The organism is Oligoflexus sp., from assembly GCF_035712445.1.
In the GTDB taxonomy this organism is placed as follows: Bacteria; Bdellovibrionota_B; Oligoflexia; order Oligoflexales; family Oligoflexaceae; genus Oligoflexus.
On record NZ_DASTAT010000022.1, the window covers coordinates 1 to 22,142 of the forward strand.

Here is a 22,142-nt window from a genome sequence, read left to right on the forward strand (position 1 = left end):
GTCTCATCGCCGTGAATGCCGGCGTCTTCGCGCTCAGCTTCAGCGCGAGCTATGGTTTCCTCACGCAGGCGGTCACGCAAACGACTCTCTTCACCAGCCTGATCCTTATTTCCTCGGGTCTTGCTGCCGCCTGGCGCGGCTATCGACCGGCAATTTTCTATACGCTTGGCTGGACCTGCCTCCTCATGGGCAACATGGCTTTGGCACTCATGTTCAACGGTCTCTTCCCTTTCAATTTCTTTGCGCAGTGGGGCAACCTTCTGGGTGGAGCCATGGAAGTGGCGCTCATGTCGCTTGCCCTTGGCAGTCGCGTCAACGATATGCAGGCTCGCTCGGAGCAGACGATCAAATCATTGAACGCGGCCCTGACCAAACAGATTCAGGAAGTGGAAAGCATAGTCGCCGAGCGCACGCAGACCATCCGTTCGATCATTGATCATGTGAAGAGCGGATTTTTCACGATCAACAGCCGACTGGAGGTCGAGGCCGGCTTTACCCGCTCCTGCCAGCGTCTTCTGGGCGATCGCATTCAGGATCAGGCTTCCCTTCTTGATGTCCTGGGACTCAGCGGGGAACGGCGCAGTATCTTTCAAATGACCGTGCAGCAAGTGTTTGCGGATAGCATGCCCGAGGAAGTCAGCCTCGCTCAAATCCCAAGGACCTTCCGCATGGGCGAGAGCGTCCTGATCCTTGAAGGCGGCCTCATCCGTGATCCCGATGGCAGGCCCAAGGCCATCCTCTTCACCGTCAACGACATCACCAAACTCCGCATGAAGCAACGCGAGGCGCATCGCAGCGCAATGCTCATCAAGATCCTGCGCAACATGGATGCCTTCCGTTCCTTCATCAAGATCACGCGCGAAAATCTGCAGCACCTCGCCCATTCCGAGGTCCGCAGCAAAAGGAAGATGGTGGCCTTCATCCTGCATACGCTCAAGGGCAATTGTCTCATCTTTAACATGAAGGCGCAGGCTGATCACATCCATAAGCTGGAAGGCAAAGGCGAGCTGAGCGTCGACGACATCCAGGCGCTTGAACGGAGTTTCCAGCACTTCCTTACACGCCATGCGGATATTCTGGGCCTGGAGTGGGACGAGGAGCATGATGAGGACGTCGTCCTTAAGCATTCGAGCCTTCTGGAGCTTCGCCAGGAGCTGATGCGACTCGGTGTCTCCTTCGACTTCGTCAAGTTCTATGATGCCTGGGTCCGCAGCATTACCGCTCGCTCCGCGAACAGCCTCCTCGGTCCCATCGTCGATGACGTGCAGCTCCTGGCGAGGCGCTGCGGTCGCAAGGTGGATTTTGAACTGCAGGGAGCCGCGGTCAAGATCTACTCGGATCAGGAAAAGCATCTCATCAAAAACCTCGTTCACCTCGTTCGCAATGCCGTGGTTCATGGCATTGAACAGGACCGTGGCACCAAGCCGGCCTCGGGCAAGGTCACGCTGCGCTTCAAAGAAACGAACCAGGGACTGGAAATCCTCTGCATGGACGATGGTCGCGGCATGGATCGCCGACAGATCGTGCAGATGCTCATTGAAAAAGGCCTGGCAGGATCGGGGGACATCGAAACGAAGAGCATCTCGGAGCTTATCGAGATCCTTTCGTCCGAAGGCTTCACCAGCACGCGTGAGGTGGATCTCTACTCAGGCCGTGGGGTCGGCGTGGCTTCCGTCTACGCCGCTGTTCGGGAGTGCCAGGGGGATATCGAGATCAAAACGGTCCAAGGGCAAGGAACTGAGTTTGTCATTACCTTGCCAAGAGGCAAGGAGTCTGAAGGCAGGAATCGCAAGGTCGGATGAATTACAGTTTACGTCTTCGTTCGCATGGGGACAGCTTTGACTCCGTAAGCTCGGGTGGAATCAAATTTCGCTTCAAAGCTGTCCTGCACTTTAAAACCATGAGCCCCCAGTACTTCCGGGAGGCGACTTTTAATCTTATTCAGCTGGTCGAGATCAGGCGGCGTGTAAAAGAAAAAAGCCAAGGCTCGGGGACGCAGCAGTTCCCGCAGACGCTCCAATTCTTTCCCGGGTTTCAACCAGAAGACATTGACATTGAACGCCAAGGCCTTATGGAACAGCTCTCCATTCCATTCAAGATCAGACAGTGCAACCGCACGGAACAGGACCTGGCCGCTCTCCATCGGCTTTCTGTTTTTCATGATAGCTTTTTGAATCATCGTCGACGAGGCATCGATGGCCAGCAAGTGACCACTCTTTAACTTCTCGCAGACCCAAGGAACAGCAGAGCCTGTGCCGCAGCCAATTTCAAGAACCTGGTCCCCCGGCTTAATCGCCATGCACTCCACGGCCCACTTTTGCCGCTGCAGGCCCTTATCCTGACTCATGGCCTCGCCCCCCTCTTTGTGGCCGACCGCCGCCTGGCCTTGACTGTCGAATTCTAGCACAAAGGCGAGGTCGGATTCACAAAAGAAGCTCAGTTGTCACGATGCCTGAACCCTGAGACGAGACATTGTCTCTGCGCTGATTCCCAACTCCCGCTGATCGGACGAGCCCACGTCGATAAGAATTTCCAGAGGCATTATCATTTCGACAGCAAAGGAACGATAGCCAGTGACGGACACTTCCCCTGTCCAAACCAACTGCACGGCACCTCCCAAAGATTCCACTGTCTCACGTACGGCGCTGGTGCCAAGCCCGCGGCCAGATATCTCCGAGGCTTCGTCCCGTTTAGGAATCATGGATAAGGACTCCGACACCTCGTTTTCCAGGATCGTTCCAGGGCTCGCGCCCTGCACCAGGACGCGCACGCGTGATCGGTTGTGATCGGTCCATCCTATGCGAGGCGCGCCAATGCTTGAGGTTGGCGAGGCGCTATGGATGCACGCAGGTTCACCTGGTACTGGAACGAGAAGGTGACAAAAGTATCCGGCTCGGCCTTCGATTTGATCCGCTTCAGAGTCACCTCATCCACCTCATGATCCAGCACCACGCGGAAAGTCCCGCCGAGCGAATGGCAATAGTGCCGAATCGCATCCATGCCTATGCCACGCCCTGATATCAACGTGGTTTTCCTGGCTGTTGAAAAGCCCAGCTGGAAGATGACTTCCACCATATCATCGACGGTCGCCGCTTCGGTCAAGAAGCCTTTTTCCAGCCCGAGCTGATAGACCCGGGACAGGTTCAAACCCCGTCCATCGTCGCGATAGATGACTGTCGCATTCTTCGCGGCATCAATGCTGACGTCGACCGTGATCTCGCCGAAGGTCCGCTTGCCGAGACGGCTTCTTTCATCAGGGCTTTCAATGCCATGATCAACGGAATTGCGGATCAGATGATGAAAGACATTCTGAGCAATATCTTCAATCTCATCACTCAAGATCATAAAACCCTGCGGGTTCCGAATGGTCACGACCGGCACCAGCTTGCCCGTGTCCTTGGCCACCTTTTCCAAGGAAGGGGTAATCAAATCCGCGAAGAAGCTTTCCAACAGCCGACCCTTCTGCTTTTTACTGGTATCAAAGAAGCGGGCGAACTTATCCATGAACACCGTCTGATAGGACTTGACCAGGTTTTGGCAGGAGTCCGATGCGGCGATCAGCTTCTGCAATTTGTCTTCGCGCGGTCCTTCACCAAACTCTTTCAGGAGACTTTCCACATCATGCACGGCATCAGCGATGCGGGCAAAGCCCAGCGACCTTGAGTTGCCCTTGATGGTGTGATACGCCCGGAAAAGGACGGGATACGCCAGATCCCGATCCGTAGCCAGACGCTTCAGGTTGGCATCGATTTCCAGCCAGGCGCTGACCGTCCGGTTGATGAATTTCTGCGTCTTCTCGATATCATTGGCCAGAATTTCCAGCAGCATGGCCGCTTCCAGCTCATTCTTATGGGCGCGGGCCCGGAGTTCTTTCAGCTCAGTGACATCGCGCAGCGCCACCAGCACCTTGTCCACTTCACCATCTTCATTCGCAATCGCGCCCCATTCCGCTTCGATATGCATGGTGCGGCCTTCGTCCCGCAGCTGGAATTCACGAATCAATCGGGATTTATTGGCTTCCCAGCCCAGTTCAATATCCTGGCCGAACGAGAATTCCAGACAGCTCAAAATCTGGGAGACCTGGTTGGCGGAAAGGTCGGTGTGGGCAAAGATCGCCTCGTTCAGGGCCTGTCCTGAAAGGTTGCCGCGACCGATCATCTGCACGAGGTGGTCGGAGACTTCCGCTCCCAGCTTCATGTCCGCGCGGAAGGTGAAGATGCCCTGATTGATGTTGGCGAGGATCTCGCGAATGTCGCGTGTGCGCTCGCGAACCTTGCCGTCCAGGGTTCGGATGTTTTCCTCCTGCGTGGCGATCAGGGTCGCTTGCAGCTGCTTTTTCTCCTCAGCCTCTTTCAGCATCTGCCGCTCGGCTTGAAGCTTCTGATGCTTGATCAGGTTGATGCGCGCACCCAAGGCAAAGGATAGAAGGATCATTTCCACGTTGGCGCCGATCAGCTGGCTCCAGGTCGTCAAGAAGTTGCGCTCCAGGACACCGGCTCCGGCCATCATCACCATGATGTTGCCTCCGATCACGAAGACCCAGGCCAGGGTATAATAGGTGGCCGGAATATAGCCCTTCAGAATCATGCGAAAGCCAGCCGCGATCATTGTGATCCCGGACACCAGCGAGAACGCAAGGGTCAGGCTCAGCAGCTGATGATACCGTCCATAGAGGACGAGCAGGTTGCTCATGGAATTAAGAACGGCGATCGTCGCCATACCTGCGAGCAGGTAGAAGAATACCGGCGATTCCTTCTTCAGATTCAAAAAGCCAATGGCGAAGAGCGAGGAGCCGATCGTGATGAAGTCGATCATCACATAAAGATCCCAGCCTGTCAGCGGCGCTCGGGCCCAGGTCGTGAAGACGATATAAGGGGCGATCCCGTAGTAGGCCATGGCAAAGACGAAGTAACTCGCTACGTAGATGACATAAAGCCCGTAGTTCCGGTCCCTTGTTGTGACGAAGAGAAAAAGGTTATAGAGAAAGATCGTGAGGATACCACCCAACAGCAGACCGACCATGATGAGTTCTTTCATCTTGGCATTCTTCAGAAGGGTTTCATTGTAAAGCGTCAGATCGAAGACGACGCTGGACGTCGTTTCCATCTTGATCAGGAAATGGTTGACGCCTGGGTCCAGCTGCAGCAGATAAATTGGGTGACGGTACTGAATAGGGCGGTCCGAGAACGGCAGCATATCCCCCAGCTTTTGCTCGCTCAGGATATCACCAGCCTCGCTGACCTTCATCACGGTCAGGAAATCAATCGCACTGTAGCTGGCTTCCATATAAATCTTCTGAGGAGCGGGACCAGGGTTGGTCACCGTGAAATAACCCCAGTGCGGCCACCGGCGGTTATACCCATAAGATAGGGTTTTCTTATCACCATGGGCTTCAAAACGGCTATCGAACTCACCCCGCATGATCGTGGAAGGAGTCATCTCTGAACGATCATCCGAAGCTGTGATAACAAAGCGGCCGATAGGTTCCTGTTTTTGAAGGAATTCATCGCTCAGAATGATGCTGGGGCTGGTCAACGCAAAGAGGCTTTGGCTGGAAAGAACGAGCAGCAAAGCCCAACATCGAAAGAAAACAACTCTTATATCATTCATAAAAACCACCTTATCCAATATCAAGTCTCCCTATCGACAGGAGCAGTGGGGGATTGAACCTCAACTTTCAAGGCTTCAATTTCACTGCGGGACTTGACTCTATTGGATGGGAGGCAGCTTCAGGGAACGATGCCTTTCAGCTTCCAGCGACCGATTTCACTGATCGCCGCTATCCATTCATCAGCAGGGTGTTCCAGGAGGGCGGCCTGCGCGGTGCCGAGGCTCAGGGGGGTGCCGCATAGGGTGGTGGCGGCTTCGGACCAGCCGGGATTGTGACCAATCATGAGGATGGTTTCCATCGCATCATCTTCATCACCGCAGGCCTGGATCACGGAATGATCATCGGCCAGATAAAGGTCGGCCTGAATCTTGGTTGCGACGCCCACAAGGCCTGCGCTTCGCACGACAGCATGCATGGTGGCCACGGCGCGTTCCGCATCGCTGCAAAGGATAATTTCCGGGCTGAATCCCAGCGCCCTGATCTCCTGACCACAGCGTAACGCGGCGGCTTGTCCCGCGGGAGTCAGACGACGGCGTCGGTCGTCGGCTCCCGCCAGTGCATTTTCCGCTTCGCCATGTCTCATCAAAATCAATCGGCGCATTAGCTGGCAGCCTTATCCTGGGAACGGGCTTCGATTTCCTGCAATTTGCGTTTGGCAGCTTCAAAGTCCGGATGTTTTTCAATGCAACGCTTCATCAACTTGATCGCTTCATCATGCTGACCCTTGGCCGAGAGCATCACACTCTTGTTGTAGAGTGCCGCTTTGTTCGTCGGGTCGAGCTTGATGACTGCGTTATAGGTTTTCTGGGCCTCATCAAATTGATCGGATTCCTTATAACAAATTCCCAGTTGATTAAGGAAGGTTATATTTTCCGGTTCCACCGAAAGGGCGGACTTGATGTGGCGAATGGCCTTTTTATAGTCTTTCAGCGAATAGAAGGCCTGGCTCAGATAGTTATGCAGACTCGGGAACGACAGGTTTTTATCCAAGGCCATGGTCAGTAGCGTCGCGGCTTCCTGATAGCGCTGCTTCTTGAACAGGAGTTCCGCCGCTTCTTCATAGCGCAAGGGATTGAGCGGAGACAGCTCAATCGCATGCTTGAATTGGTCGATGGCCTCTTCAATTTTATTTTCCTTGGTAAAAATCCGTCCTCGTTCGACATAAGCCAGAACGTAGAACTTATTCCGCTTCTCCGCTTCCGCCAGAAGCTTCAGGGCTTTCTCGGTATCCTTCTTCTCCGACGCGATACGGGCCAGGCCCACGACGGGCCTTGCAGCACCTTTGGCCGATTGCGCGAGGCGAATGAAGATATTCTCTGACTTATCAAGGTTTCCCGCCCGCAGCTCAGCCTTGGCCAGCTCATACACCTGCTCGGGATTGTTCGGGTTATAGAATTTCTTGTAGGCATTGCGTACTTTGGGCACCAGATCTTTGAGCGTAAAGGGCTTGACCAGGATCTCATCCACGCCGTTTTCCGTGGCGAGCATGATATCTTCCTTGTCCGGATTGACCAGCTCTATGGTGAATGATCCGCGGGAGAAGGCGGGGTTTTCCTTGATCTCGGTAAGGAAGTCATAACCTCCGAGGACCGGCATCTCCTTGTCACAGATGGTGACGGGGAAAACGAGATCGGGGTTGTCTTTCATGAAGTGCAGCGCTTCATGGCCATTGGCGAATTGTTTAATGGTCGAAAAACCCAGCTTGCCCAGATGATGAGCCACGATCAGGCGGAGATCCTGCTGATCTTCGATCAGCATGATAGGATCTTCATGCTCAAGCTGCTTGCCTATCTTGATACCGTATTCTTCGGCCAGACTCTTCTTATCGCTCATGTATGCGACTCCCGGTTCTGCGTACCGAGTCACCATCGGCACCCGACAAGCAAAGTTAACGCGTTTTTGGGCGAGTCTGGCAAAGGCGTTTTAAAGGCAGAAGTTGCGGGAGCTTGCCGCACATGGGCCGGACACTCTTACCGAAAAGTCAGAGTGTCCGGGCTCATATCAAAGACGGGCCATGGCTTTCAGGAAGATATCATTTTCTTCGGCTGTACCGATGCTTACCCGCAAGCAGCCTTTCAATCCGGGACCGCTCGAAACATTGCGCAGAAGGATGCCGTGTTCTTTGAGTCCAAGATAAACGCGATCGGTATCCTTCTGATCCGGCCAGCGCATCAAAAGAAAGTTGGCCTTGGAATTGATCACCTGCATGCCGTGGCAGGGAAGGCCTTTCAGGGCCTGGAAAACCCGCTCGCGCTCCCGGCGCGCGTTGTCGATGTTCCGCGCGACGAAGGCCTTCATCTCGGGATCGGTGAGCATCACGCGTGCGGCTTCCATCGTGAAGTGATTCAAAAGATAGGGAAGGCGCAGCTTGGTCAGAAGGCTGATGAGTTCCGGCGAGCCGATCGCATAACCGAGGCGCACACCTGCGGCGCCCATGGTTTTCGACAGCGTGCGCAGGATCAGAAGGTTTGAGAATTCGCCCAGGAGATCGGTATAGGGTTCGTCATCGAATTCATAATAGGCTTCATCGGCCAGGAACATGACCTTCGGAAACTCTTTCAGGAGAGCCCGGAATTCCGCCTTCGGAAGTCCCGTCCCGGTCGGGTTATTGGGCGACGCGAAGACCACGAGGGATCCATCTGGCAAGGCCGGCAGACGATCGCGGCGATAATGGAAATTTTCATCCAGATCCCAGGTCTCGAAGGGAATGCCTGCGTAGTGGCAGTGCGATTCAAAAAGTGCGAAGGACGGACGGGCGATCACGACCTTGCCGGGCAGTTTACGGCCCAAAGCATCGAAGATCAGCGCGATCAGATGATTGGAGCCGGGACTCGTGATCAAACATTCAGGACGGACGCCGACGTACTGAGCGAGGATTTCCGTCAGCGAAGCCGCCATGGATTCGGGATAACGGTTCCATTCCTTCTGTTTCAGGCTGGCGAGAATCTTATCCTTCAGCTGCGCGGGCCAATCCCATGGGCTTTCGTTCTGATCGAGCTTGATCGTGATGCCCTGGGGCGCATCAATTTTATAGGGTTTGGCGGCCAGAAGACTCGGCTGAAAATAACTGCCGAGCCAATTCATGTCAGGGCTTTTGGGTTGCAGCACATTCGGGGATACCATGACTCACCTTTTCTCAAGCAAAGAGGCCGCGGCGCTGCAAGAGATCGTAAACCACGATCGAGCAGGCGTTGGCCAGATTCAAACTGCGCACATGAGGATGGAACATCGGGATGCGGTAAAGCTGGTCTTTGAAGCGCTCGTGAAATTCCGGCGGAAAGCCCGATGTCTCACGGCCGAAAACCAGGACCTCCGTATCAACGGGCATCTCGTTATAAAGTTTGGTGGCAAACTTGGAAAAAAAGGCCACGCGGCCGGGATAAGCCTGCACCAATGGATCTATGCTGTCATGGATTTCCAGGTCCAAAAACGGCCAGTAATCGAGCCCCGGGCGCCGTAGATTTTTATCGCTGGTGCCAAAGCCGAAGGGCTTGATCAGATGCAGGCGGCACGAGGTGGCGGCCGCCAGGCGACCGATGCTGCCGGTGTTCTGGGGAATCTCGGGTTGAAAAAGACAGATCTGCGGGTGTCCTGGTTTCATGCTTTGTTGGCTTTTTGTTTGCTATGGGTTGCCACAAAGCGGCGGTATTGGATTCGAAGGGTCAGCATGGAAACCGCGTTCACCAGGAAGTGGCAAATGAGGGAAGGCCAAAGGTTGCCCGTGGAATCGAACATCCAGCCCAGCATCAGACCCGAGATGATCGCCCACAAGGTCCACACCGAAATCAGACCCTGCGGTCCCAGGTGCAAAAGACCAAAGAGCAGCGAGGTCCCGATCAGGCCAAGGACGGGCTGCACCGCCGCGCGGAATAAAAGTTCCTCGCCGATGGCTGAAATAAAGGCTAAATAAAGCGCGACAGGAATCGTCGCGCTGCCGATCATCTGCATCAGCACATGACGAAAAATCTTGAAAGATGGAAACTGCTCTTCGAACAGATAATTCGCAATCAAAAGGACTGCGGCACCCAAAAATCCAAGACCCACGAGGGTCGCCAGAGCCGGCATCTCGGCTGGCAGCGTCAGGATCTTTTTCAGAGAATGATGGCGGTAAAGACTGACCATCGCGCCAACGCCGGCCATTCCCACATAGAACACCGAGGAGGACAGTACAAAGTTACCCATCTGTTCGATGTTACTGGTCTCGTTGCCAGCGTCATTTTGATCTTGCATAAAGTGCCTTTATGACCTTGAGTGCGGCTATCTGCAGGCTGCCCCCTGGTTTAATCAAAGTCCCTGGCTTTTTTCCAACGAAAAATGCCGTAAGGCCGGGTAATATCCGGCGTCCAACAATGTCTGGAGGTCGACCTCATGCATTCCGCCCCACTGACTCGAATTCTCGCAACGATCTGGCTTCTTTCCGCGGCCGACCTTAGGGCTGTGTCCAAACCCCAGCCTTTGACCGAGGCCGCAGGCGAGGTCATCACCTGGATTGAAAGCGTCGACCCGTCGACCCAAACGCAAAAGGAAGTCTGGGATAAGATTCGCAAGGCCCTCGAAACCGCAGGTCGCGAAGCGGAATCCGAAGCCGGCCTGAAACTGAGCGTCAGCAGCATCCTGGAGCACTGGAATGGCAAAAGCTTCCGCATCCTCGACGAGGCCGATCCCCAAAGCTGGGCCCTCTCGTCGCAAGACCAGGCCTTTCCTGACTTAGGTGCCGCATGGAAGGCCCGCGGCAACAAATGGACCGTGCAGTATGTCGGGCGTCACGGTCAAAAGCTTTTTCGTCGCGGCGATGCGGTGAAAACTGTCGGCTTTCATCCTATTCAAAGTGCCAGGACTCAAAAGCTCAGTCTTGAGGTCCAGAATAATCCTATGAGTGCGCCGCGCAAGCTGGAATTGAATGTTCGTCCTCAGCCTTTTGCGGATTACGTTCTGGCGGAAACTCAGGCCGCGGGCACCATGATGACCCAGGAAAAAAATCGCATCTGCCTGCAGAAGGCCTGGTTCTGGATGAACGATGCGGTGAATGCGCATCTGCTCTCGCGCGTCAGCTTTCAAACGGCGAACTGCACGGCCCAGCTCATAGATCTGCGCGATGCTTTTGGCCTGGAGCCGACCGGCCCCTTGAAAATCTCGAAAAAAATCCCGACCGTCGTGCTCATCAACCACGACACGCGGGAAGGTGCCGCCCGTTTTGCTCTGCGTTTGAAAAAGGAGCTGAATGCTCGGATCATCGGTGAACCCACGGGCCAAACCGTTCTGCCGGAAAAACTCCAGACTCTTAAAAGTCTTCCCTGGACGGTGATTGCCTATGCCGGCACGGGCGCTCCGGTGGAACCGGATGCCGTGGTCAAGGATTCGCTGGTTTATGCGGATGGACTGGACGCCGCTTTCGAGGAAGGCCTGCGTTGGATCCGCGGCGAACTCGGTCTGCGTTAAAAGACAGGACCTTCATCCTGCCTCGATAAAGGCATCCGGCTGCTCGCGGCCGGATCTTTCGTTCGCAGCGTATAAATCCTCGCGATCATCGTAAACAGAGCCGCCCAAAAAAGCCCCGCGCACCAGCCCGCGATCACATCACTCGGATAATGCACACCCAAATAGATGCGGCTCAGGCCGACGATAAACGATAAAAAGAGTCCCACCAGAAGAAAATAACTCTTCAATCTCTTGCGCGTGACGAGTTCGGTCAGGAGTGCGCCCAAAGTCAAATAGACAACGGCGGACAGCATGGAATGCCCACTCGGAAAACTATAGGTCAGGACATTCGTGCCATGCGAAACGATATCCGGGCGCGGCCTCGAAAAAAAGAGTTTCAGCGAATGACTCACCAGCACACCGCTGCCCGCGGCGCCGAGCACGAAAAGTGACGCCTTGTAGCGGCGAATCAGGATCAGAAAGATCATAACGAAACTGACAAAGAGCATCAGAACCACAAAGCTGCCCAAAGCGGAAATATCCCGAACCGCCCCTTCGAGCCACAAAGGCCCGATGGGATCGTTAAGGTCCTGAGGTTCCCGCAGACTGACAATAATGCGTTCATCGAGACTCTGGGTTTCGCCTTCCATCACCTCGTCAGCGATTTCTAAAAAGACGAAAAGCGAAGCCGCGGTCAGTAGAGTCGCAAGGAGCAGCCGCGCGTCGAATTCCCGAAGCCAGGATAAGATGCGGCGCCCGGTTTGATAAGAAGTTTTCAGCATGCGTTTCCCGCTTATCGAGGCCTGACCACCAGGACCGAGTGAGGTGTATGCAGCACCTGATGCGCGGTGACGCTGCCCAGGCTCAACCCTTCGAGCATGCCATGCCCCTGCGCTCCCAGGATCACAAGGCCTGCTTCATGCCGTTTCACGCTGCTTTCAATCGCCTCATGAATCGGTTCTCCACGCACCTCCGCCACCGCATGGAAGCCTTCCTGCTTCAGGCGGCGCACGACCCCTTCATTTTCCTGATGAAGTTTTTCTTCAATCCAACGACTGACGTCCAGTCCCAGCTGCGTGACAAAAGGCGCCAGAGCCGACGTTAAATTCTGGGGATACGCAGTCAGGACTGTAATATGCTCAAGACCCAGCGGCCTGAGGCTGATCAGACGATCCAGGGATTTTTGGGCAAAGGGGGAATGATCCGTCGCAAACACCGCACGTTTCAATGCTGCCGGAGCCGTGGTCGGTTTATAGACGAAAAGATTGGTGGGGCACTGAAAGATCATTTTGCGACCGACCGAACCGAAGAAAAAATGCCCCAGGGTTTCCTGAGCCTTCAGGCTGACGACCACAAGTTCGGCTTGGGATTCCTGCGCCTCGGCGATCAGCTCGTTGACGACGTGCCCTTCGCGCAAGGAGGCCTTGCTGGTCAGACCACGCTCCTGAAGTTCCTTGTCGAAACTCCTGAGGACTTCGTTCGCCTTCGCCTCTTCCGTCTTGATGTATTGGGCGTAATATTCCGTCTCGGTCACGGTCAGAAGATATTTGCCGAGGGTGCTCCCCACATGTTCCATCACATGGGTCGGCCGCAGCTCAAGATCCTTGAAACCTAGCTGGAGTAGTGCCTTTAGCGCCTGATGTGCGGATGGTAACTGGTGAACTCCTAGAACTGCACGCATAAAAACCCCCTTGCTCATCACCCTTAAGCTATACCTGATAGCCGTCGGGATCAAGCAAGGCGGTTTATCCAGGGTTTTTACCCAATAGTCTGCTTGGCGCGGTTACTCGTTATTGATCTTGATCTGGTATAGCGAGAACTGCACCTTGGCATTGCCGCTGACGCCCGTGCGGAACTCAGGATTAAACTTTTCAATGGTATTGATCGTATCGACGTAGTCATCATCATCGGTGAGCGCTCCGGACGGCAGCGCGTCAATCACCTTGGTCGCCAGTTCCGAAACGATCCCGGCCACCGCAAGGGTCGTGGTCTGCGTGGGGTTCACCACCGCGCTCACCACGCTGGCGGCCGCGGTCACGAAAATCTTGCTCAAACCCGCATAATTATAGCCCGAATCATGCTCAAAGAAAGCGATGTTCGCAATCTGATACTTGTTCTCGGGCCACAGATGAACGATCTGACGAAGGTCATATTTGGTATTTTTCCTGTCGACCGAAGGCAGCTCCACCAGCGCCGTGGCGCCCTTGCCATCCTTGCCGAAGAAGCTCACCACCGCATACATTTCCGCGGCGCCTTTGATCCAGGGCTCGTGAACATTGCTGAATTCCACGGTGTTCATCATCAGGCCGCCGTCAGCAGGGGCTTCGGCGAGGCGCAGGACGGTCGCGCCTTCAATACGCTCGGAATAAGACAGGGTGATGATCGGATAATCAATGTGCTCGGGATCTTCAATACCGTCGATGCTCTCGGTCTGCCCGCTCTTGTCGACGACTTCAATCGTGCGAAGGGCATCGGCCTTGTCATCAGAAACATTCGGGATGAAGGCCCAGCGCGGCTGCGCGCGTCCGCGGAAATTATTAGGATCCACGAACTTCAGGACGAGGCGGGAATATTCATCCTCGGTGAAGGACTCGCGAATGATTTTCACTTCCTTCTCGCTCAGCCCATAATATTCCTTCTTCGCGATGACATCGCTCAGCTTCATTTCTTTTTTCTGGCCGTCGATATCCTTATCCATCGCCTCGACATCGGCGATCAACTTGTCATTCGCGGTCGACGCAATGCTCTGCACGACGCTGGTCTGATTGGAGCCTTTTCCGCAGGCGGTGACGGCCAGGACGAGGATTCCGGCAAAGATTGCTTTCATGGTTCTGTTCCTTATGCAGGGAGGTCTTCTGCACATCGGATGAGCAAGGACCATGCCCTGCAAAGGGAGCGTGATTTCAGGAAATTAGGGGGAGCCGCAGTGTCGAATATCATGACAGGGATTTCAAAAAGACTTCGCTAGTTCCAAATAGAAGTCGGCATCGACCGTGTAATCGGGATTGCGGCGACGGAATTCCCGATCGTTAGCCGTCTTCGCAACGAAGTTGTTCGATGTAACCGTATAGGACCCCGAGAGTCGAATCCATTCGGCAAAGGAGATCACGGCCCCGGCCTGGTAGATGATCTGCTCCACGTCGGTGACGTAATCCTGCACGGGAAGACCTGTGGTATCGAGTTCTGTATAATGATAATCCGTGAGCAGATGGTAAGCCGCCGATCCTGTGATGCTCGCGCTGTCACCCAAAGGTATATTCAAACTGACCAGCGATTTGCCAGCCCCATAGGCGACCGACTCCACGCTATCCACACTCCGCAGGCGATTCAATCGCGCGCCATTCAATGGCTCCCGCTCCAAGCCTTCGAGTCTCAGCTGGATCGTGGTTTCGCTGAAGACGTTCAGAAGCAGGCCCGCTGCGGCGCCCACTTCACTGACAAAACCCGTGCGATAACGGAGCGTGGGATCAGCCAGGATCAGGCGGAAGCGGTTCGGGCTCAAAAAGCTCGCGTGATCGGTTTGCCAGCCGTAGGCCTGGAAGGTAAGGCGCAGATCACCGAACTGCTGTTCGACGTCGGCGCGCCCGGCCAGATCCAGGGCTTCTTTTTTCTGCTGTTCATCAAAGGGCTGCAGGGCCGTTAACTCAAGGCCCAGTTCGGTATCCGCCCCTTCATAGCGCAGACCAAGCTCCTGGGAACCCTGACCCCAGGCCTGCTGATAATCATACTCAGGAAAGTAGCCGCGCACCCCGACGGTCAGATCCAGGCGCAGATTCTCGCTGAGATAAACACCAAGGCTCGGTTCGAGACTGACAAAGCCGCTCGTTTCATTCTGCTCGGAACGGGCCTGGGAAAGAAACACACCCGAGGTGTCTTCCAGCGTGAAATACTTCACCTCTTCCAGCTGCGCGGCAAAACCAATATCGCCCAGGCTATACGAAATGCCGCCGACGAGGCCGCCGCTCTTCCGCCCGGAATCATAATTCAGAAGACCACTGACACCCTCGCGATGGGCGAAGAGATTCACGTTGTCATGATTCAGCCCATGATTATCCGCCAGCTGAGTCTGCTGGGCCAGCATCAGGGAAGGCCGAAAGCTATGGCGCCAACCCTTGGCATCATCGCGTTCCACCTGAAGGGCATTGGCCAAGGGCGCCGTCAGATCCTCTTCCGTTCCGCTATCCTTGGGGGGCATGGGCGTGGCCACAGGCACCTGGGGACCGGACAGATCCTGACCGCTTTGACTCGCGCCCCCGATGATGGATTCGAGCAGCTTATCCTGCTGCTTTTTGATATCCGCAAGATAACGGCGTCGATTGACGCGCAGCGATACCGTCAGGTCTTCAGGATTCACCTTCTGAAAATATTTGCGGGCCTTCTGCCACTGTGCGGCCTTGTAGGCGATCACGCCCAGATAATAGGTGGCAAAGGGACGAAAAGGTGCCCTGTTCTTGATGATGTAGCGAAAACCCAGGACGGCTTTCTTATCCTCATCGAATTCCAGATAAGTCGATCCCCAGGCAAAGGCGTTGTCCGCATTCAAAAGGCTCGCATCGCCCTTCTCAAAAAGGTAGTAGGCTTTTTTCAGCTTATGGTTTTGATAGTAGATGGTCCCAAGGAGCATGGCCGCTTCCCGGTTTTTCGGCTCTTTCAAAAGGATCGCCTTCAAAGCCCGGGCGGATTCCCGGATGCGGTTGGCCCGAAAATCATTCAACGCGGACTCATAGGTGATTTCGCTTTCCGCGTGCAGGGCAGGCAGGCCCGCTGTCAGCACGAGGGTCAACCATACCAGCAGTTGAATCAGCGCATGTTTCATCGCTGCATCCTAATGATCAAAATTAATGGCAGGATATTTCTGCTGGATCAGATTCCGCGCTTCCCCGAGATTACCCTTCTGCTGCAGGATTTCCTGATAGTATTTCAGCTCGGGTTCACGCGGCAGGTAGTAGGACGGTGCCCGATTGCCAAAGTCATTGACCAGAGCTTCAAAGCTCTTCATCGCTTCATCATCAAGGTTTTTGTTGCCGGTCAAAGCCAATTCGATCTTCCGATGCAGGACGCCCACTTCAAAGGCCTCGCGCCAGCCCTGCTTGGGATTCACCGAACCCAGGCAGTTTTTAAGGGCGCTGTCTTCATGCGCATCTTCGATGCAGCTCAAAGCCCAAAGCGTGCCGGACATTTCAAAATCCTCGTCCGGCACCTGCGCATTGATCACGCCCAGCTGCCAGCGCATCCGCGAGACGAAGATCTTGGCTTCGAAGGACATATTATCGCCGGTCAGGCGCTGCATGGCCTTGATTGCCATGCGCAGACAGCCTTCGGCATAGCTGCCCGGATTCAGCCAGCCCGGGGCCGGCGAACGGCTCTTGATCCATAAGGGATCCATGGCCAAAAGATAAGCCCACTCTTCCCGCGGGAATTCACGGCCATCAAGGAAGCGGGCCCATTGATCCTTGCTCTGCGTCCAGCGCTGTTCCCACGCGCCCATGGAACAATCCTGAGGCAGAAAGCCCTCGGCCTGGCCGCGCAGTTTCTTGGCGGAAAGACCTTCCCAGCGACCATCCTTTTCAAAGGCCACGGCCCGCACATACGGCAGCCATTGGGCGCTGCTTTTCTTCTTTTTCAAAGCCCCGTTGATAAAATCGCGGTTGCGATCCATGTAGGCTTCGAACTTCGCGTTGTAACGATCACCGTATTGAACTTTCGCGCCGTGCAGCTGACGATCCTTGACCATCCCGATCACATTGCTGAGTTCCCCGTCCTTATAAAGGGAGAAACCCACCGCGCCCACGACGGCCACCATGAGCAAGAAGAGAATCAGGAAGGCCGGTGGACCACTGCGCCTGACTTTAGGCGCTTTCACCTTGGCAGGAAGCGGCGAGCTTCCCATGGTGGAATGCGTGCTCATGCCCCAGCCGGACAGCATCTCGCGCTGCACGAGCTGCACCAGCTCCGGGTAATGTTTGCGAATGCTTTCGAAGTCATCAAAGGCCACCCACTGGCGCAGGCTGCCTGAAATCTCATCCTGGAGTCCAAACTCCATGCGACCATAGGCTTCCTTAACCTGCTTGAGCGAATAGGGCCCAAGGAAGCGTTCCATGTCGACTCGTATGAGATAAAGTTTATCCACTTAACCCCGCATGATCGAAGAAATCACGACCGTTACATTATCCTGGCCACCAGCTTCGTTGGCCTCCTGGATCAACCTCTGCGGCAGCTCATAAAGCTTGTTTTCATATTCCTTGATGATGCGCAGGATGCGGCGATCATTCACCATACCCGTGAGCCCATCCGAACAGGTCAGCAGTATTTCACCCGGCTGCAGCTTGAGTTCGTAGATATCCACTTCACATTGGGCGGAAAGTCCCAGGGCCCGCACCAGAGCTCCCGGCTTGGGATTCACAGCCAGGGAACCATCCGGCAGCCAGCCGCGTTCCACGTAGTTTTCAATGTTATGATCGAGCGTCAATTGCCAAAGGTGCTGCTTGAAATAAAGGTAGGTGCGCGAGTCACCCATGTGGCAGATGAAAGCCTTTTCACCGACGAAGAGGATGGCATTCAGAGTCGTCGCCATGCCTTCGAGTCCTGGCGTTGCGACGCCTTTGGCAATGATATCCTTGTTCACCTGGTCGATGCTTTTGATCAGGAAGGGTTCCACTTCCTCGTGCCTGAGACTGTCACAGTTCAGATAGGCTTCCTTGATGCCGTTGACGGCCGTCGCCGAGGCAACCTCACCGCCTTTTCTTCCACCAATGCCATCAGCAACGATCAAAAGCCCCAATTCAGCATTGAAGAAGAGACTGTCCTGATTGTTTTTGCGGACTCGACCCATGTCGGTCGCGCCATGCATTTCGATACGCAAAGGCTACTCCTGAGTTGACTCGTTTCGTTATCGGCCAATTCTTGCAAAACCTAAGGATTCTCAATAGGTGGGTGGATGGAGGGTATGAAAAAATGCGAATTTTCTGGCCCTTTTTCCCGAAATTGATCACACTACCCAAAGCGTGATCCGGGGAGGTTCGAAATGCTGCCATGGATGGATGCACACTGTCACTTAACCAGCCGCTTTCATCCCGAGCCTTTGCCGGGAGTACTGGCATCGCTGCATGAAGCGGGCTGCCAGGGCTTTATCCTGGGAGGCGTCGATCCCCTGGATTGGCAGGAGCAACTCGATATCCCCGCCTCGCCTTTGCGGATGATCTATGGCTTTGGCATGCATCCCTGGTCCGTGCAGGCCCGCGAGGACGCGCAGCTCGAAGAGGATTTCAAAACCCTGGAAACCATGCTCCCCAAGGCCGGCGCTTTAGGGGAATGCGGTGTCGATTTTTTTCGCTGCAAGTCCGAGGACGAGCGGCAGAAGCAAAGTCATTGGTTCGAGCGTCAGCTGGAACTGGCGGCCGCTCAGAATAAACCGCTTATTCTTCACATCGTAAGGGCCCATCACGAAGCCCTGCGTCTGATGAAACCCTATGCGGGCCGCCTGACGGGAATGGTCCATAGCTTCTGGGCCAACCATCAGACGGCTCAATCGTGGCTCGACCTTGGCTTTTATTTATCGGTGCCACCGCGCATCATGAAGCTCGATAATCACGGGCTGCTTCAGTACGTGCCCCAGGATCGCATCCTCTTCGAATCGGATAGTCCCGAGGTCTTCGAAAACGGTTCGGCGTCGGATCCCCGCCTCGCCCTGGATGTGATGAAGCATGTAGCATGGACGCAATGTATACCTGTAGACAGAATTCTGGAGCAGCAAAATCAGAACCTTTTCCGCCTCTTCCCAAGCCTAAATGACATCCATAAATCCCTGTAGGACCTCGGAATAACTAAAGAAATCAGCGAATCCCACTTCATAGATATTTTCTATAGCATTATAAAAACATTAGATTTTACTTATTGAGGCAAAGGCCCGATACTCTCCCTTGTCAGCGGTGATGAGGGTGAAATGATGACCCCCCTCGCCGGACTCTCAAACGATTAAGGAGTAATTCATGATTACACTCATCAATTCGAAAGTTCCAGATTTCAAAGTCCAGGCTTATCACAATGACAAGTTTGTTACCGTGTCGCAGAACGATCTGAAAGGCAAATGGTCGATCTTCTTCTTCTATCCAGCGGACTTCACCTTCGTGTGTCCTACCGAGCTGGGTGACATGGCTGACAAATACGCTCAATTCAAAGAACTGGGCGTGGAAATCTATTCGGTGAGCACCGACACGCATTTCACCCACAAGGCGTGGCATGATGCTTCGGATACCATCAAGAAAATCAAGTTCCCCATGCTGGCCGACCCCACCGGTCACCTGTCGCGCGCTTTCGGTGTGCACATTGAAGAAGAAGGCCTCGCTTACCGCGGCACCTTCCTTGTGAACCCTGAAGGCCAAATCAAACTGGCTGAAGTCAACGACAACGGCATCGGCCGTAACGCTGACGAACTCTTCCGCAAAGTGCAAGCGGCTCAGTATGTCGCTTCCCATGACGGCGAAGTCTGTCCTGCGAAATGGACACCAGGCGAGAAAACTCTGAAGCCTGGTCTGAACCTCGTCGGTAAAATCTAAGTCGACCCTTGGGCGACAAGCTGGGGGCTTCGGCCCCCTGACACGAAGGAGCAAGAGTCATGCTGGATAAAGATCTAAAAGAACAACTTCAAGGTGTTTTCGCTGAACTGAAACCTTCCATCGAACTCGCTGTGGATGCCAGCGATCACAATCAGCAGGCTGAACTTTTGGACTTTTTAAGGGACCTTGCTTCCACCAGTCCGAAGATTTCGGTCAAAGTCGGAGCTGAGAAATCGCCTGTGCCGCGCTTCCGCATTCTGCGCGATGGAAGCTCCACGGGCATCAGTTTCCGCGGGATTCCCGGCGGCCATGAGTTCACCTCTTTGGTCCTCGCCATCCTGAATAGCGCCGGTCAGGGCAAGCTGCCTGACAGTGGTCTGACCAACAGGATCCGAAGCCTGCCGGACGGAACGCACATCCGCACCTATATCAGCCTGAGCTGTGAAAACTGCCCGGATGTGGTGCAGGCTCTGAACCAGATCGCCCTCGCACATGGCAATCTGAGCCATGAAATGGTCGATGGCGGAATGGTTCCCGAGGAACTGGAAAAACTGAAGATTCAAGGCGTGCCCAGCGTCGTCGTGGGCAATGAACTGATCCATTCGGGTCGTTCGAATCTTGCCGAGCTTCTGACCAAGCTCGAAAGCAAACTCGGCACCCAGAAAAAATCGGTCAAGCCGGTGAACCTGGGACACTATGATGTCGCCGTGATCGGCGCTGGCCCAGCCGGAGCGTCCGCGGCGATCTACAGCGCGCGCAAAGGGCTGAAAACGATCGTGATCGCCGAAAAAATCGGCGGCCAGGTCCAGGAAACCAAGGATATCGAAAACCTCATTTCGGTGGTCAAAACCGAAGGTCCGATCCTGGCTGCGGCCCTTGATAAACACATGGCCGCGTATAACATCCAAGTTTTGGAACACCGCCGCGTGGAAGAAGTGAACACGGGTAAGAAGCGTGAACTGATTTTCAACAGCGGCGAACGTTTGACGACCGACACCCTGATCGTGGCCTCAGGCGCCAAGTGGCGGGAACTGAATATTCCTGGCGAAAAGGAATACATCGGCCGCGGCGTGGCCTTCTGCCCGCACTGTGATGGTCCTTATTACAAAGGCAAGAAAGTTGCGGTCGTCGGCGGCGGCAACTCCGGTGTCGAAGCGGCGATTGACCTCGCGGGCATCTGCTCTTCGGTCGTGCTCTATGAGTTCCTGGACAAGCTCAAGGCTGACCAGGTCCTCATCGATAAGCTGAAATCGCTGCCCAACGTCAAGATCGTGATGGAAGCGCGCACCACTGAAGTCGTCGGCAACGGTGAAAAAGTCGTGGGCCTCCGTTACGAGGATCGTCAGACGAAGAAAGAGCACGAGGAAAAACTCGATGGCATTTTCGTTCAGATCGGTCTTTCGCCCAACAGCGGCTTTATCAAGGACATCGTGACTGTGAACCGCTTCGGCGAAATCATCGTCGATGAAAAAGGCCGCACCTCGATGCCTGGCATCTATGCCGCTGGGGATGTGACCACGGTCCCCTACAAGCAGATTGTGATCGCCATGGGCGAAGGAGCCAAGGTTGCTCTGGCCGCATTTGAAGACCGCATGCGCGGTGAAATATGACCCTGACGCAGCTGAGTTACATCGTTGCGGTGGCCACGCACGGAAGTTTCGGAATGGCCGCTCGCAAATGTCATGTGACCCAGCCGACGCTCAGCATGCAGATCCAAAAGCTTGAGGATCTGCTCGGCGTCCTTATTTTTGATCGTTCCAAGCAGCCCGTGGTCCTGACTCCCATCGGGGCCCGGCTGGTGGAACAGGCTCGTATCATCCTGAGAGAGGCCGAGCGCCTCCAGGAAATCGTACGTGAAGAGTCCGGACAGATTCAGGGGGACTTTCGCCTGGGAATCATTCCGACGATCGCCCCCTATCTGCTGCCACTCTTTCTGCAAAAATTCATGGATCGTTATCCGACCGTGAACCTGACCGTCGAAGAACTGGAAACCGCCGCGATCGTGCAGCGTCTGAAAGAGGACACGCTCGATGCCGGCATCCTCGCCACGCCGCTGCATGACAACAGCATCCTGGAAAATCGGCTCTATGATGAACCCTTCTTCGTCTGCTTCTCCAAAAAGGACGAGCTGGCCCAGAAAAAAGTCCTGCATGAGAAAGATTTGCCATTGGAACGCATACTGCTGCTGAACGAAGGCAATTGCCTGCGGGATCAGATGATCAACCTCTGTCAATTCAAAGCGCAGTCCCAGGAGAAAACGCAGCGGCTGCATTTTGAAAGCGGAAGCTTGACCACGCTGATCCGTCTTGTGGAACAGGGGTCAGGCTTTACCATCGTCCCTTATCTGGCGCTGGATACCGTCCCTGTCGGCAACTGCATCACCCGGCCTTTTGCCGAGCCCCAGCCGATGCGGGAAATCAGTTTGATCGTACGCCGCACTTATGTGAAACATAATATCCTCGAAGCTCTGCGCAAAGAGGTGCTGGCCCATCTTCCGGAGCAGCTTCTCGAATATCAGAAGCACAAGGGTCGCCTGATCGAATTCCAATGGGCGTGAG

At 54.8% G+C, this 22,142-nt stretch carries 19 protein-coding genes; 6 read left to right on the plus strand and 13 right to left on the minus strand.

All coding sequences use genetic code 11. The annotated features are described in order from the left end of the window. Positions 1-1,802: 7TM diverse intracellular signaling domain-containing protein (locus tag VFO10_RS03925; protein WP_325137370.1), on the plus strand; the 1,802-nt coding region annotated here is incomplete at its 5' end. 8 nt (positions 1,803-1,810) lie between these two features. Here VFO10_RS03925 and VFO10_RS03930 read toward each other — a convergent pair. The 7 genes from VFO10_RS03930 to VFO10_RS03960 form a co-directional block, all read right to left on the minus strand. Then, positions 1,811-2,347 carry a class I SAM-dependent methyltransferase gene (locus VFO10_RS03930; RefSeq protein ID WP_325137371.1) on the minus strand — a complete coding sequence of 179 codons (537 nt, stop codon included), beginning with the start codon at positions 2,345-2,347 and terminating at the stop codon, positions 1,811-1,813. 449 nt (positions 2,348-2,796) lie between these two features. Then, positions 2,797-5,610 (minus strand): 7TM diverse intracellular signaling domain-containing protein, encoded by a 2,814-nt coding sequence (locus VFO10_RS03935; protein WP_325137372.1) that lies wholly within the window; start codon positions 5,608-5,610, stop codon positions 2,797-2,799. A 119-nt stretch (positions 5,611-5,729) separates the two neighbouring features. Next, positions 5,730-6,212, minus strand: a complete 483-nt coding sequence (locus VFO10_RS03940; RefSeq protein ID WP_325137373.1) for a SixA phosphatase family protein — start codon at positions 6,210-6,212, stop codon at positions 5,730-5,732. Further along, the gene (locus VFO10_RS03945) at positions 6,212-7,444 is read right to left on the minus strand and encodes a tetratricopeptide repeat protein (RefSeq protein WP_325137374.1); all 1,233 of its coding nucleotides are present in this window, start codon (positions 7,442-7,444) and stop codon (positions 6,212-6,214) included. Before VFO10_RS03945 ends, VFO10_RS03940 begins: the two co-directional genes overlap by 1 nt. Before the next feature lie 168 nt (positions 7,445-7,612). Then, positions 7,613-8,734, minus strand: coding sequence for a pyridoxal phosphate-dependent aminotransferase (locus tag VFO10_RS03950; RefSeq protein ID WP_325137375.1), 1,122 nt, complete (start codon positions 8,732-8,734; stop codon positions 7,613-7,615). Positions 8,735-8,747: 13 nt separating this feature from the next. Further along, positions 8,748-9,212: a tRNA (cytidine(34)-2'-O)-methyltransferase gene (locus tag VFO10_RS03955; protein ID WP_325137376.1), complete on the minus strand. Its 465-nt coding sequence runs from the start codon at positions 9,210-9,212 to the stop codon at positions 8,748-8,750. Then, positions 9,209-9,841: a CPBP family intramembrane glutamic endopeptidase gene (locus tag VFO10_RS03960; RefSeq protein WP_325137377.1), complete on the minus strand. Its 633-nt coding sequence runs from the start codon at positions 9,839-9,841 to the stop codon at positions 9,209-9,211. Before VFO10_RS03960 ends, VFO10_RS03955 begins: the two co-directional genes overlap by 4 nt. 138 nt (positions 9,842-9,979) lie before the next feature. On the opposite strand from VFO10_RS03960, the gene VFO10_RS03965 reads away from it, so the two are divergent. Continuing rightward, positions 9,980-11,050: a hypothetical protein gene (locus tag VFO10_RS03965; protein WP_325137378.1), complete on the plus strand. Its 1,071-nt coding sequence runs from the start codon at positions 9,980-9,982 to the stop codon at positions 11,048-11,050. Here VFO10_RS03965 and VFO10_RS03970 read toward each other — a convergent pair. From VFO10_RS03970 to VFO10_RS03995, 6 genes are all read right to left on the minus strand, one after another. Further along, positions 11,047-11,811, minus strand: coding sequence for a phosphatase PAP2 family protein (locus VFO10_RS03970; RefSeq protein WP_325137379.1), 765 nt, complete (start codon positions 11,809-11,811; stop codon positions 11,047-11,049). The two genes, VFO10_RS03965 and VFO10_RS03970, sit on opposite strands and share 4 nt — an antisense overlap. Before the next feature lie 11 nt (positions 11,812-11,822). Further along, positions 11,823-12,710, minus strand: coding sequence for a universal stress protein (locus tag VFO10_RS03975; protein ID WP_325137380.1), 888 nt, complete (start codon positions 12,708-12,710; stop codon positions 11,823-11,825). 102 nt (positions 12,711-12,812) lie between these two features. Continuing rightward, positions 12,813-13,856, minus strand: coding sequence for a DUF3103 family protein (locus VFO10_RS03980; protein ID WP_325137381.1), 1,044 nt, complete (start codon positions 13,854-13,856; stop codon positions 12,813-12,815). A 123-nt stretch (positions 13,857-13,979) separates the two neighbouring features. After that, positions 13,980-15,845, minus strand: coding sequence for a tetratricopeptide repeat protein (locus VFO10_RS03985; RefSeq protein WP_325137382.1), 1,866 nt, complete (start codon positions 15,843-15,845; stop codon positions 13,980-13,982). A gap of 9 nt (positions 15,846-15,854) precedes the next feature. Continuing rightward, complete coding sequence (locus tag VFO10_RS03990) at positions 15,855-17,129, minus strand: hypothetical protein (protein ID WP_325137383.1); 1,275 nt, start codon at positions 17,127-17,129, stop codon at positions 15,855-15,857. A 30-nt stretch (positions 17,130-17,159) separates the two neighbouring features. Continuing rightward, positions 17,160-17,891, minus strand: coding sequence for a PP2C family serine/threonine-protein phosphatase (locus VFO10_RS03995; RefSeq protein ID WP_325137384.1), 732 nt, complete (start codon positions 17,889-17,891; stop codon positions 17,160-17,162). A gap of 162 nt (positions 17,892-18,053) precedes the next feature. Here VFO10_RS03995 and VFO10_RS04000 point away from each other — a divergent pair, with 162 nt between their 5' ends. The 4 genes from VFO10_RS04000 to VFO10_RS04015 all read left to right on the plus strand — a co-directional run bounded on the left by VFO10_RS04000 (position 18,054) and on the right by VFO10_RS04015 (position 22,141). Further along, on the plus strand, positions 18,054-18,839 hold the full coding sequence (locus VFO10_RS04000) for a TatD family hydrolase (protein ID WP_325137385.1): 786 nt from the start codon (positions 18,054-18,056) through the stop codon (positions 18,837-18,839). A 178-nt stretch (positions 18,840-19,017) separates the two neighbouring features. Continuing rightward, positions 19,018-19,584 (plus strand): alkyl hydroperoxide reductase subunit C, encoded by a 567-nt coding sequence (gene ahpC, locus VFO10_RS04005; protein ID WP_349259346.1) that lies wholly within the window; start codon positions 19,018-19,020, stop codon positions 19,582-19,584. A 59-nt stretch (positions 19,585-19,643) separates the two neighbouring features. Next, on the plus strand, positions 19,644-21,194 hold the full coding sequence (gene ahpF, locus VFO10_RS04010) for an alkyl hydroperoxide reductase subunit F (protein ID WP_325137386.1): 1,551 nt from the start codon (positions 19,644-19,646) through the stop codon (positions 21,192-21,194). Continuing rightward, positions 21,191-22,141 carry a hydrogen peroxide-inducible genes activator gene (locus VFO10_RS04015; RefSeq protein ID WP_325137387.1) on the plus strand — a complete coding sequence of 317 codons (951 nt, stop codon included), beginning with the start codon at positions 21,191-21,193 and terminating at the stop codon, positions 22,139-22,141. The genes ahpF and VFO10_RS04015 overlap by 4 nt, the downstream gene beginning before the upstream one ends. Position 22,142: the final 1 nt, after the last annotated feature.